The organism is Telluria sp. RB2R28 (assembly GCF_059685835.1).
Genome location: NZ_JCASIK010000001.1, coordinates 1,032,593 through 1,045,110, shown reverse-complemented (window position 1 = coordinate 1,045,110; position 12,518 = coordinate 1,032,593). Strand labels below are relative to the sequence as shown.

Genomic DNA, 12,518 nt, shown 5'->3' with positions numbered 1-12,518 from the left:
CCGGTCAGTCTATTCCTCCAGCATGTTCGGTTTGTCAGATCTGCAATATTCTGCTTGACATGCCGCGCAGCAGGCATATTCTTGTCGTGGCCAGCTGCGAACGATGACGCCCGCACCGACGAGGCACGCCACGATTCGCCCGGCAGTCCGTTACAACATCTTGGAGGATGTATATGTCGGTAGAAATCGAATCGTTCGCTACGCGCAGGACAGTACTCGGTGCGCTCGCCACCAGCCCGCTCTGGATCGGCTCGGCGTGGGCCCAGCCCAACAATCTCAAGATCTCGCACCAGTTCCCCGGCGGCAGCATCGCGCGGGGCGACTTTCGCGATCGCCTGTGCCGCATGTTCGCTTCCGAGGTCGAAAAGCGCACGCGCGGTGGCGTGAAGTTCTCGATCTATCCGGACTCGACCATGATGCAGCCGGGCGCGCAATTCGGCGCACTGCGCAGCGGCAAGCTCGACATGGCACTGGTGCCGCTGTCGTACGCGGGCGCCGAGGCGCCGGAAGCCAATATCGGGCTGATGCCGGCGCTGGTCACGTCGTACGAACAGGGTTATGGCTGGCGCAATGCACCGGTCGGGCGTGAACTGTCGCGCATCCTTGGCGAACAGGGCCTGGTCATCGTCAGCTGGATCTGGCAAGCGGGTGGCGTCGCGTCGCGCGGCGACCCGATCATTGCCCCGGAAGACGCGCGTGGCCTGAAAGTACGCGGCGGCTCGCGCGAGATGGACATGCTGCTGCAGAACGCCGGCGCCACGGTCGTCAACATGCCATCCAATGAAATCTACAACGCCCTGCGCAGCGGCGCCCTCGATGCGGCGCTGACGTCATCAACGTCGCTGATCTCGTTCCGCCTGCAAGAAACCGCCCGTTCGCTGACGACGGCGCGTGCCGGTTCGTACTGGTTCATGTTCGAGCCGCTACTGATGTCGCGCACCGTGTTCGAGCGCCTGACCAAGGCGCAGCAGCAGGCGGTGATGACGGTGGGTGCCGATCTGGAAAAGTTCGCGATGAATTCGGCGCGCATGGACGATGCCGAGGTTGCGACCGTCTACCGCGGCGTTGGCGCGCGCGTGGTCGACCTGAATCCCGACGCGTTGCGTAGCTGGCAGGAAGTCGCGCGCAACACGGCGTGGAAGGACTTCGCAGCCCGCAACAGCAACTGCGCCAAACTGATGGCGCTGGCCGAGCAGTCGATCGCCGCGATCTGACCTTGTGAAAGCCTACCCGCCTGTCACGGGCGGGAAGAATGCCACTTCAGCGCCGGCCGCCACGGGTGTGGCGCCGTCGCACATCACTTGCTGATGGGCCATGCGCACTGCGCGCTCGGGCGCCAGCGCCTCGGCCCAGACGCCACCGCGCGCGCGCAGCAATTCACGCACGGCACCCACGGTCGCCACATCAGGGGGCAGGTCCAGCTGTTCCTGCCCCGTACCGACTGCTTCGCGCAGCGCGGCAAAATACTTCACGTTGATCTTCATGACTATCCTAATGCTGTAGTTCTGCGAACGGAATGAAGCGCACCAGATCGCCCGCTGCAATCGCATTGCCCGGCGGGTTATCGATCAGGCCATCGCCCCACACGGTGGACGTCAGCACGCCGGAACCCTGGTTCGCAAACAGTTCGAGGCCACCGTCTGCATTGAAGCGCGCGCGCAGAAATTCGTTGCGGCGGTCGCCCTTGGGCAGATCGAAATCGGCGCGCACCAGATAGCCGCGCGGCTCGACCGGACCACGCACGCCCTGCAGGCGCAGCAGGAACGGCCGCACGAACAGCAGGAAGGTAACGAAGCTCGACACCGGATTGCCGGGCAAGCCGAGGAAGAACGCATCAGCCTCATTGCCCTCTACCTCGCGGCGCACCTCGCCAAACGCCAGCGGTTTACCGGGCTTGACGGCGATCTGCCACATCGACAGGCGCCCTTCCGCCTCGACGGCCGGCTTGATATGGTCTTCTTCGCCCACCGACACACCGCCCGACGTGATGATCAGGTCATGCGCCTGCGCAGCGTCGCGCAACGTGGCGCGCGTCGCGGCCAGCGTATCGGGCACGATGCCGAAGTCGGTGATCTCGCAGCCGAAGTTTTCCAGCAGCGCGCGCAGCGTGAAGCGGTTCGAGTTGTAGATCGCACCCGGTGCCAGATCCTGAGCCGCCACTTCACCCGGCATGGCCAGTTCGTCGCCCGTGAAGAACACGGCCACGCGCAGGCGCCGGTGCACGGGCAGCGCGGCCAGACCGACCGAGGCCGCCAAGCCCAGCTCCTGGCTGCGAAGACGGGTACCAGCGCTCAAGATCACGCTGCCGTTGCCGATGTCTTCGCCTTTGCGGCGGATCCACTCGCCGTCGGCCGGCGCGTGGCGCACGGTGACGCTGTCGCCTGCGGCCTCGCACTGCTCCTGCATGACGACGGCGTCGGCGCCCGGCGGAATCAGCGCGCCCGTAAAGATGCGTGCTGCCGTGCCGGGTTCGAGTGGCTGGCCGACGTGGCCGGCCGGGATGCGCTGGGCCACGCGCAGCGTCGCCTCGCCGCTCGCGCAGTCGGCGGCGCGTACGGCGTAGCCATCCATCTGCGTGTTGTCGGCCGATGGCACGTCAATGGTGGCCAGCTGGTCGTCCGCCAGCACGCGGCCGTTGGCGTCCAGCGTGGGGATCGTTTCGATGTCCGTCACCGGGCGCGCGGCGGCGAGCAGCACGTCCAGCGCCTCGCGCACCGTCAGCATCGGCGGTCGTTGTCCTGGTGCGTTCATGTTACAGCCCCGTGTGGTCGGCGATGTACGCCTTCATTTGCGCCACGTCGGCAGGCATCACGACATAGCGCTGCGGCAGCGCCTCGATGTCGTCGAAGCCGGCCGGCCGCTCGGCATCGGTGCCCAGCGCTTCGAGGATCGTCTCGTTGAACTTGGCGGCCAGCGCTGTTTCCAGCACGATCATCGGCACGCGCGGCGCCATGTGCTCGCGCGCGACCTTGATGCCGTCGGCCGTGTGGGTGTCGATGGTGATGTCGTAGTCGTCGGCCACGTCGCGGATCGTATCCAAACGGTCGTTGTGTGTCGAGCGGCCCGAGGCGAAGCCGAAGCGGGCCACCTGCTTGAATTCGTCGCCATCGGCGCCCGGCTTGCCGGACAGGTCGAAGCCGCCATGCGTGTCGACCTTGCGGAACAACGCGTGCGTACGGTCGGCGTCGCGCCCGACCAGGTCGTAGACGAAGCGCTCGAAGTTCGACGCCTTCGAAATATCCATCGACGGGCTGCTCGTGTGGAACGTCTCGGCCGCCTTGCGCACGCGGTACACGCCGGTGCGGAAGAATTCGTCGAGTACGTCGTTCTCGTTGGTGGCGGCCACCAGCTTGTCGATTGGCAGGCCCATCATGCGGGCGATGTGGCCGGCGCAGATATTGCCGAAGTTACCCGACGGGACGGTGAACGAGACCTTCTGGTCATTGCTCGTCGTCGCTGCCAGGTAGCCGCGGAAGTAGTACACGACCTGGGCCACGACGCGCGCCCAGTTAATCGAATTGACAGTGCCGATCTTCTGGCGCGCCTTGAAGGTGAGGTCGTTCGAGACGGCCTTGACCAGGTCCTGGCAATCGTCGAAGTTGCCCTTGACGGCGATATTGAAGATGTTCGGGTCTTGCAGGCTGAACATCTGCGCGGTCTGGAACGCGCTCATCCGCTCGTGCGGCGACAGCATGAACACGCGCACGCCCTTCTTGCCGCGCATCGCGTATTCGGCGGCGCTGCCGGTGTCGCCCGAGGTCGCGCCGAAGATGTTCAGTTCATCGCTGTTTTTGGCCAGCGCATACTCGAACAGGTTGCCGAGCAACTGCATCGCCATGTCCTTGAACGCCAGCGTCGGGCCATTCGACAGCGCCTGCAGGATCAGCTTGCCATTGCGGCCGTCTTCCAGCACGCGCAGCGGGGTGATCTCGGCGGCGGACTCGCCGGCACGCGCGTTGCAGTACACGGCGGGCGTGTAGGTGCGCGTCGTGATGGCTTTGAGGTCGGCATCCGGGATATCGGTGGCGAACTTGCGCAGGATCTCGAAGGCCAGGTCGGCGTACGACAGCGTGCGCCATGCGTCAAGCTCGGCGCTCGTGACCTGCGGGTACTCGGCTGGCAGGTACAGGCCGCCGTCCGGGGCCAAGCCGCCGAGCAGGATGTCACAGAAGTTCTCGGGATTGCGTGCTGCGGACGCGCTCGTCGCGCGGGTGGACACATAGTGCATACGGTTGTAGATCCAGTTGGCTCGGGTGGATCGTCAATTATAGTGGGAGCCAGAGAAATTGTATGCTGTGCTGCAAAAAAGTCATGTCACCCAATAAAATTGGGCGGCCGATGCTCTGGCCGCCCAACGATTGCCGAACCGGCCTTAGTCAGCAAGCGAATCAGCAGGCGGCGTGATTCACCGTCACGACGTGGATGGCCAGGCCGCCCAGCGACGTTTCCTTGTACTTCACCTGCATGTCGGCGCCCGTCTGGCGCATCGTTTCGATCACGCTGTCCAGGCTCACGAAGTGCACGCCATCGCCCTTGAGCGCCAGCGACGCCGCGGTGATCGCCTTGATCGCGCCCATGCCGTTGCGCTCGATGCACGGGATCTGCACCAGGCCGCCGATCGGATCGCAGGTCATGCCCAGATGGTGTTCGATGCCGATTTCGGCCGCGTTCTCGATCTGCTCGTTGGTACCGCCCAATGCTGCCACGAGGCCCGCCGCCGCCATCGCGCACGCCACGCCGACCTCGCCCTGGCAGCCCACTTCGGCGCCCGAGATCGACGCGTTCTTCTTGCACAGCATGCCGATCGCGGCCGACGTGAGCAAAAAATCGCGCACGCCGCGCTGCGGATCGATCGGGCGGCAGTCTTCCGCGTAGTAGCGCAGCACGGCCGGGATGATGCCGGCTGCGCCGTTGGTCGGCGCCGTGACGACGCGGCCACCGGCGGCGTTTTCTTCGTTGACGGCCATCGCGTACAGACTGACCTGCTGCACGGCGTCGTGCGGCAAGGCGTTCTGCGGCTGGGTTTCCTGCGCCTGCTTCCACAGCGCGGCCGCGCGGCGGCGCACGTTCAGGCCGCCGGGCAGGCGCCCTTCTGTCTTCAGGCCCTGGCAGATACAGTCGCGCATCACGCGCCACAGGCGATCCAGGCCGGCATCGAGGTCGGCGTCGCTCATGCGCACGCGCTCGTTCGCGCGCAGCATGTGCGGGATCGTCAGGCCGTGCATGCGTCCGTGCTCGAGCAATTGCACCATCGTGTCGAACGGGTACGGCACCGGTGTGCCGACCGGTTCCGCGGCGCGCGCCTGCGCTTCGCCGGCTGCCGTGATGAAGCCGCCGCCGACCGAGTAATAGATGCGCTCGATAATGCTGCCGTCACGCAGCTGCAGCACGAAGCGCATGCCGTTCGGGTGTTCGGGCAGCGTCGAGGCCTTGTGCCAGACCAGGTGGACACGGGCGTCGAACGGCACGGTCTTGATGCCCAGCAGTGCGATCTGTCCATCGAGCGCGGCGAGATCGAGCTTGTCGTCGACCGACGCTGGATCGAGCTCCTGCGGCGTCTCGCCCATCAGCCCCAGGATCACGGCCTTGTCGGTTGCATGGCCGACGCCCGTCAGCGCCAGCGAACCGTACAGGTGCGCCTCGACGCCGACCGCCTCGTCCAGCATGCCGCTCTCCAGCAGAAAGCGGCGCGCGGCGACCATCGGCCCCACCGTGTGGGAACTCGACGGGCCAATGCCGATCTTGAACAAATCAAACACGCTCATGTCCATCTTGTGTCTCCTGCTTTTTTATTATTGAGGCGAGGTCTTACGCTGCCGCCTTGATGCCGACATCGATATTGGCCAGCATCGAATCGACCATTTCATCGATGCCGATGCGGGATTGCCAGCCCCAGTCCGCCGTCGCGCGGCTGTCGTCCAGGCTTTTTGGCCACGAATCGGCGATCTGCTGGCGGCTGTCCGGGGCGTAGGCAATGGCGAACCCGGGACGCGCCTTTTGAATGGCGGCGGCCAGTTCGCGCGGGTTGAACGAGACGCCGGCCACGTTGTACGACGAACGGATCGCGACCTGTTCGGCGGGCGCTTCCATCAGCTCGATGGTGGCGCGGATCGCGTCGGGCATGTAGATCATCGGCAGCGTGGTCTCGGGGCCGAGGAAGCATTCGTAGGTCTCGCCGCGCAGCGCCGCGTGGAAGATCGCGATCGCGTAATCGGTGGTGCCGCCGCCCGGTGGCGACTTGTAGCTGATGATGCCCGGGTAGCGAATGCTGCGCACGTCCACGCCATACTTGCTGTGATAGTACTCGCACAGGCGCTCGCCGGCCAGCTTGCTGATGCCGTAGATCGTGGTCGGGTCCATGATCGTGAACTGCGGCGTCTGCTCGCCCGGCGTGTTCGGGCCGAAGGCCGCGATCGACGATGGCCAGAAGACTTTCAGTGGCTTGCCGGCCTCGCCCCGTTCACGCGCGATTTCGAGGATGTTGAGCAGGCCATCCATGTTCAGGCTCCAGGCCTTGAGCGGCGCTTTTTCGCCGGTGGCCGACAGCATGGCGGCCAGCTGGTAGACCTGGGTGATGTCTTCGGCGGCGATCAGGCTTGCCAGCGCATCGTTGTCCAGCACGTTCAGGCGGGTGTAGCGCGCGGCGCCGTACAGGTTGTTCTCGCCGATGTCCGACGCGATGACGTTCTGCGCGCCGTGGCGCTCGGCCAGCGCGCTGACCAGTTCACTGCCGATCTGGCCGTTGGCGCCGATGATGAGGATGCGTTCCATGCTGTGATTCCTTGCGTGTATTTATTATTTATTGTTGCTTGATGATGTCCAGCTCGCGGCCGGCTTGTTCGAATGCCTTGAGCACGAAGTCCAGTTGTTCGCGGGTGTGCGCAGCCGACAGTTGCACGCGCACGCGCGCCTGGCCCATCGGCACCACCGGATAGAAGAAGCCCGACAGCAGCACGCCCAGCTCGAACATGCGCGCCGCGAATTTCTGCGCGACCGGCGCGTCGAACAGCATCACCGGCACCACCGGGTGCGTGCCCGGCTTGATGGTAAAGCCGATGCGCTCGATCTCTGCGCGGAAGTACGCCGTGTTCTCCATCAGGCGGTCGCGCAGTTCGGTCGACTTGGAGATGCGCTCGAGTACCGCGAGCGAGGCGCCGGCAATCATCGGCGCCAGCGTGTTCGAGAACAGGTATGGGCGCGATTTCTGGCGCAGCGTTTCGATCACTTCTTTTTTGCCCGACGTGAAGCCGCCCATCGCGCCACCCAGGGCCTTGCCCAGCGTACCGGTGATGATGTCGATCTTGCCGATCACGCCGCAGTGTTCATGCGTGCCGCGGCCGGTCGCGCCCATGAAGCCCGATGCGTGGCACTCGTCGATCATCGTCAGCGCGCCGTACTGCTCGGCCAGTGCGACGATCTTGTCCAGCTGGGCAATGGTGCCGTCCATCGAGAACACGCCGTCGGTGACGATGATCTTGTGGCGCTTGCCGGCTTCAGTGGCGGCGATCAGCTGCTTTTCCAGGTCCGCCATGTCGTTGTTGGCATAGCGGTAGCGCGCCGCCTTGCACAGGCGCACGCCGTCGATGATCGACGCGTGGTTCAGCGCGTCCGAGATGATCGCGTCGTTCTCGTCGAACAGCGGCTCGAACACGCCGCCGTTGGCGTCGAACGCGGCGGCGTACAGGATCGTGTCTTCGGTGCCCAGAAAGTTCGACAGCGCCGCTTCCAGTTCCTTGTGCACGGTTTGCGTGCCGCAGATGAAGCGCACCGACGACAGGCCGTAGCCGTACTTTTCAAGCGCGGCGGCGGCTGCCTGCTGGGTCTCGACGTCGCCCGCCAGGCCCAGGTAATTGTTGGCGCACATATTGATCAGGGTTCGGCCATCCTGCGCGACCACTTCGGCGCCCTGGCGCGAAGCCAGCACGCGTTCCGGCTTGAACAAGCCATCGCTACGCAAGGTGTCGAGTTTTTGCTGCAGGCCGCTGTAGAAAGTCTGGTCGCTCATGGTGTTTTTCCTGTTCCGTGGATGGTCCGGCTTGACCGGCAGTTGGCGGATGCTGTACCGTGGGTTTGTTCGAAGTAGAAGACTTATCCTGTATATCGAACAAAGATTCAATATAGTGGATATTACCCGCGCCCAATCGACTTGGCAAGCCGGCCCTTATAACCTTATGCGGCAATGAATACAATTTCAACCAACAACGCGCCACCCGAAGTCGGCGCCACACTGCAACGCCTGCGCCTGGCCCGTGGCCTGACGCTGGAAGACCTGTCGCGCATTGCCGGCGTATCGAAATCGATGCTGTCGCAGATCGAACGCGAAAAAGCCAACCCCACCATCGCCATCACCTGGCGCCTGGCCAATGCGCTGGGCGTGCAGATTGGCGAACTGCTGTCGTCCGAAGTGCGCCCGACGGAGCTTATCCGGCTGGTGGACGCGCACGAAATCCCCACCCTGCCCGGCGCGCATGCCGGCTATTCGCTACGCATCCTCGGCCCGATGGATTTGGCAGGCAAGTATGAATGGTATGAGCTGACGCTGGCGCCCGGTGGCGAACTGGCGTCGCAGGCGCATGATCCGGGGACGGGTGAACACCTGACGGTGATCACGGGGACTGTGGAGCTGGAAGTGGGACCGGAGAAGAAAAAGGTGCGCCACGGCGCGACGGCGCGCTACCCGGCCGACCAGAATCATGTGATCCGCAATACGGGCAAGACCGAGGCCAAGGCGGTGCTGGTGGTCGTGCACCGATAGTGTAAGCCCCAGGCAGCGGCTGCACAAAACAACATGGCCGCCGGATCGCTCCGGCGGCCATGTTTGCATGCGCCCGGTATTACTTGGCGCCGGCGGCCGTCACGGCGGCGTCATTCATGTGCAACTCGCGCGACAGGAAGCCCCAGCGATCTGCCACTTCCTCGATCTGCTTGCCCGTCGGCTTGCCCGCACCGTGACCCGCCTTGGTGTCGATGCGGATCAGGATTGGCGCGCTGCCGGCCTGCGCCGCCTGGGCAGCGGCGGCGTACTTGAAGCTGTGCGCCGGGACCACGCGGTCATCGTGATCGGCCGTCGTCACCATCGTCGCCGGGTAGCAGGTACCGGCCTTCAGGTTGTGCAGCGGCGAATACTTGACCAGCGCCTTGAATTCATCCGGGTTCTCGGACGAACCGTAGTCCGAGGTCCAGGCCCAGCCGATCGTGAATTTGTGGAAGCGCAGCATGTCCATCACGCCCACCGACGGAATCGCCGCCGCGAACAGGTCCGGGCGCTGCGTCGTTGCCGCGCCGACCAGGAGGCCCCCGTTACTGCCGCCGCCAATGGCCAGCTTCTGTGGCGACGTGACCTTGTTCTCCACCAGCCACTCGGCCGCGCCGATGAAGTCGTCGAACACGTTCTGCTTCTGCAGCTTGGTGCCCGCCTGGTGCCACGCTTCGCCGTATTCGCCGCCACCGCGCAGATTGGCCACGACATACACGCCGCCCATTTCCATCCACGCCAGATTGGCCGGCGAGAAGGCGGGCGTCAGCGAGATATTGAAGCCGCCATAGCCGTACAGATAGGTCGGGTTCTGGCCGTTCATTTTCAGGCCCTTCTTCGACACGATGAACATCGGGACCTTGGTGCCGTCGCGGCTCGTGTAGAACTGCTGGCGCGTTTCATAGTCGGCCGGATTGAACGCGACCTTCGGCTGGCGGAAGACGGTGCTCTGGCCGGTGGTCATGTTCAGGCGGTAGATCGTGGTCGGATTGGTGAACCCCGTGAACGAGTAAAAGGTTTCGGTGTCGCCACGCTTGCCCGACAGGCCGGCGACGGTGCCGATCCCCGGCAGCGCGATCTCGCGCACCGGCTTGCCGTCGAGCGAGACCACACGCACGACGCTGCGGGCATCCTTCAGGTATTCGAGCACCAGCTGGTTGTTGACGATGTCGGCGCCGGCCAGCGTGTCGGCGCTTTCGGCAACGACCTCTTTCCAGTTGGCCTCCGCAGGTTTGCTCACGTCGATCGCGATCACGCGCTTTTTGGGCGCCTTGCGGTCGGTGCTGAAGTAGAACACGCTGCCGACGTTGTCGATGAAGTCGTAGCCGGCGTCGAAGTTGTCGATCAGGTCGACCACCTTCGCGTCAGGCTTCGACAAATCCTTGTACGACACGCGGTACTTTGGCGCCGTGCCCTTGGTGGTGGTGATGATCAGGTAACGGCCGTCGTCCGTGGTCTGGCCGCCGAAGCCCCATTCCTTCTGGTCGGCGCGGTCGTATACCAGCGTGTCGGCGCTTTGCGGGGTGCCGATGCGGTGGTAGTACAGCTTCTGGAAGTAGTTGACGTCGGCCAGCTTGGTCGCTTCCTTCGGCTCGTCGTAGCGGCTGTAGAAGAAGCCCTTGCCATCCTTGGTCCAGGCGGTGCTCGAGAACTTGACCCACTTGATGTGGTCCGGCAGGTCCTTGCCGGTCTCGATGTCGCGCAGCTTGATTTCGTTCCAGTCCGAGCCCGACGCGGCGATGCTGTAGGCCAGCAGCTTGCCGTCGGGGCTCACTTCGGCGCCGGCCAGGGCGACCGTACCGTCGGCGGCCAGCTTGTTCGGGTCAAGCAGCAGGCGCGGCTCGTCATTCAGGTTTTTCAGCGTGTACAGGACCGCCTGGTTCTGCAGGCCATCGTTGCGCGTGTAGAAGTAGCGGCCGCCTTCCTTGCCCGGCACGCTATAGCGCTCGTAGTTCCACAACTGCGTCAGGCGCTGGCGGATCGCTTCGCGTTGCGGGATCGCGGCCAGGTAGGCCTGGGTGACCTTGTTCTGGGCGTCGACCCACATCTTCGTTTCGGCGCTGTTGGCGTCTTCGAGCCAGCGGTACGGATCGGCGACGACGGTGCCGTGGTAATTGTCCGTCTGGTCGACTTTCTTCGTCACCGGATAGGTCGGCCCGGTGCCTTGGGTGGAACAGCTTTGTGCGAGCGCCGGATTGGCGCTGAAGGTCGTGGCCAACACGGCGGCAAGCGTGGCAAGTTTCATGTGCATGTTGTTCTCGGTCTGTGAATGATGAGGTCGGCTTGTGGCCGCAGGGCATCATAGCGCGAAACGACAACAGTGCAAACCGCCCGCCGGCGGCGCCTACATCAGGTCAAGGGCGCGCCTGGCCACGGGATTGCCGGCGCCCGCCGCATGGCGGTACCAGTACAGGGCGCGCGCACTGCTGGCCGTCACGCCCAGGCCACGCGCGTACATATGCGCCAGCTGGACCTGCGCGGCCACGTGCCCCTGCAGTGCGGCCTTGCGGTACCACGCCATCGCCAGCGGATGGCTGACCGTGACGCCCAGCCCATGCAGATAGCCGTGTGCCAGCTGCGCCTGTGCGCGCGCCATGCCCTGCTCGGCCGCCCGGTAGAACCAGCTCAGTGCAGTGGGATGCGACAGGGTCACGCCGCGGCCCTTGCGGTAGAGCAGGCCGAGATTGTATTGCGCCGAGCGATCGCCCTGCTGCGCTGCGCGGCGGAACCAGCGTGCAGCGAGCGCGTGGTCGGGCGGCACGCCCCGGCCGCTGTAGTGCAAGGCACCGAGATGGTTCTGGGCATAGGCCAGGCCTTGCGAGGCGGCGCGCGCCAGCCAGGCGGCGGCCTGCGCGTCGTCGCGCTCGACGCCGTGGCCGCGCAGGTAGAGCTGGGCCAGGTTGAACTGGGCGTACGGGTTGCCTTGCCAGGCAGCGCGGTGGTACCAGGAGAACGTGGCGGCGCCGGCGCGGGCGGCATGGTCGGAGCTCATCCAGATCCTTTCGGCAAGTCGTGCGAACGGCCGCACTTGCGACCGATTCCATTGCCAAAAGTTTAAGTAGATCGGCGCTGCGCGGTTTGCGAGCGCGCAATCAGCGCTTCAGGTGCAATCAGCTGCAGCTGCCATCCGGCGTTCGCGCACGGTGGCCGCATATTTTTCGAGAAATACCGGGATCTTGGCGGCAGCAACCTTGTTGATCGAGACCAGCAGACTCGGCTCGACGCGCTCGATGCCGCAGGTGCGGCCAAGATGCCGCGCAGCATGCAGCAGCACGTCGGCCGCGACCTGGGCGTCGGCCTCGGCCCGGTGGGCGGTGCCGACAAAGGGAATGCCAAGCTGGCTCGACAGCTGGCCCAGCTTGTAGCTAACCAGGCCGGGGAACAGACGGCGCGACAGTTTCAGCGAGCACACGAGGCCCACGTGCTGCGTCGTGCGGCCCAGGCGCGCACCTTCGGCCTTCAAGAATTTTTCGTCGAAGCTGGCATTGTGCGCCGACAGCACGTCGCCGCCGATGAAGTCGAGCAGCTCGGGCACGACCTGGTGCGAAGGCGGCGCGCTGTCGACCATCTGCTGGGTGATGCCGGTCAGGGCCGTGATGAACGACGGCACGCGCACGCCGCAATTGACGAGCGAGACATAACGCTCGGTCACTTCGCCGCCAACGATGCGCAGTGCCGCCACTTCCGTGATGCGGTCGCCCATGTCGGGCGACAGGCCGGTGGTCTCGAAGTCGAGCATCACCAGCGGTCGGTCGTACATACT

General features: G+C 64.8%; 11 protein-coding genes. 2 read left to right on the top strand and 9 right to left on the bottom strand.

Features of this window, described 5'->3' with window-relative positions:
* The first annotated feature begins 173 nt into the window (after nucleotides 1-173).
* The gene (gene dctP, locus AC56LV_RS04665) at nucleotides 174-1,214 is read left to right on the top strand and encodes a TRAP transporter substrate-binding protein DctP (protein WP_499556255.1); all 1,041 of its coding nucleotides are present in this window, start codon (nucleotides 174-176) and stop codon (nucleotides 1,212-1,214) included.
* 12 nt (nucleotides 1,215-1,226) lie between these two features.
* Here dctP and moaD read toward each other — a convergent pair whose 3' ends face one another.
* From moaD to AC56LV_RS04635, 6 genes are all read right to left on the bottom strand, one after another.
* A complete protein-coding gene (gene moaD, locus AC56LV_RS04660) occupies nucleotides 1,227-1,484 on the bottom strand; it encodes a molybdopterin converting factor subunit 1 (RefSeq protein WP_482898659.1) in 258 nt (85 codons plus the stop codon).
* Nucleotides 1,485-1,491: 7 nt separating this feature from the next.
* On the bottom strand, nucleotides 1,492-2,751 hold the full coding sequence (locus AC56LV_RS04655) for a molybdopterin molybdotransferase MoeA (protein WP_499556254.1): 1,260 nt from the start codon (nucleotides 2,749-2,751) through the stop codon (nucleotides 1,492-1,494).
* Nucleotide 2,752: 1 nt separating this feature from the next.
* Nucleotides 2,753-4,228, bottom strand: a complete 1,476-nt coding sequence (gene thrC, locus AC56LV_RS04650) for a threonine synthase (RefSeq protein ID WP_499556253.1) — start codon at nucleotides 4,226-4,228, stop codon at nucleotides 2,753-2,755.
* Nucleotides 4,229-4,388: 160 nt separating this feature from the next.
* Nucleotides 4,389-5,771 (bottom strand): L-serine ammonia-lyase, encoded by a 1,383-nt coding sequence (locus AC56LV_RS04645; RefSeq protein ID WP_499556252.1) that lies wholly within the window; start codon nucleotides 5,769-5,771, stop codon nucleotides 4,389-4,391.
* Between the two features lie 37 nt (nucleotides 5,772-5,808).
* Nucleotides 5,809-6,771 (bottom strand): NAD-dependent epimerase/dehydratase family protein, encoded by a 963-nt coding sequence (locus AC56LV_RS04640; RefSeq protein ID WP_499556251.1) that lies wholly within the window; start codon nucleotides 6,769-6,771, stop codon nucleotides 5,809-5,811.
* A gap of 28 nt (nucleotides 6,772-6,799) precedes the next feature.
* The gene (locus AC56LV_RS04635; protein WP_499556250.1) at nucleotides 6,800-8,005 is read right to left on the bottom strand and encodes a glycine C-acetyltransferase; all 1,206 of its coding nucleotides are present in this window, start codon (nucleotides 8,003-8,005) and stop codon (nucleotides 6,800-6,802) included.
* 174 nt (nucleotides 8,006-8,179) lie between these two features.
* Between AC56LV_RS04635 and AC56LV_RS04630 the strand changes: the two genes are divergently transcribed.
* Entirely contained in the window at nucleotides 8,180-8,755 is a 576-nt protein-coding gene (locus AC56LV_RS04630; RefSeq protein WP_482898654.1) for a helix-turn-helix domain-containing protein, read from the top strand.
* 79 nt (nucleotides 8,756-8,834) lie between these two features.
* On the opposite strand, the gene AC56LV_RS04625 is transcribed toward AC56LV_RS04630, so the two are convergent.
* The 3 genes from AC56LV_RS04625 to AC56LV_RS04615 form a co-directional block, all read right to left on the bottom strand.
* A complete protein-coding gene (locus tag AC56LV_RS04625) occupies nucleotides 8,835-11,006 on the bottom strand; it encodes a prolyl oligopeptidase family serine peptidase (protein ID WP_499556249.1) in 2,172 nt (723 codons plus the stop codon).
* Nucleotides 11,007-11,099: 93 nt separating this feature from the next.
* Nucleotides 11,100-11,747 (bottom strand): tetratricopeptide repeat protein, encoded by a 648-nt coding sequence (locus AC56LV_RS04620; protein WP_499556248.1) that lies wholly within the window; start codon nucleotides 11,745-11,747, stop codon nucleotides 11,100-11,102.
* Between the two features lie 108 nt (nucleotides 11,748-11,855).
* Complete coding sequence (locus AC56LV_RS04615; RefSeq protein ID WP_499556780.1) at nucleotides 11,856-12,515, bottom strand: 3'-5' exonuclease; 660 nt, start codon at nucleotides 12,513-12,515, stop codon at nucleotides 11,856-11,858.
* Nucleotides 12,516-12,518: the final 3 nt, after the last annotated feature.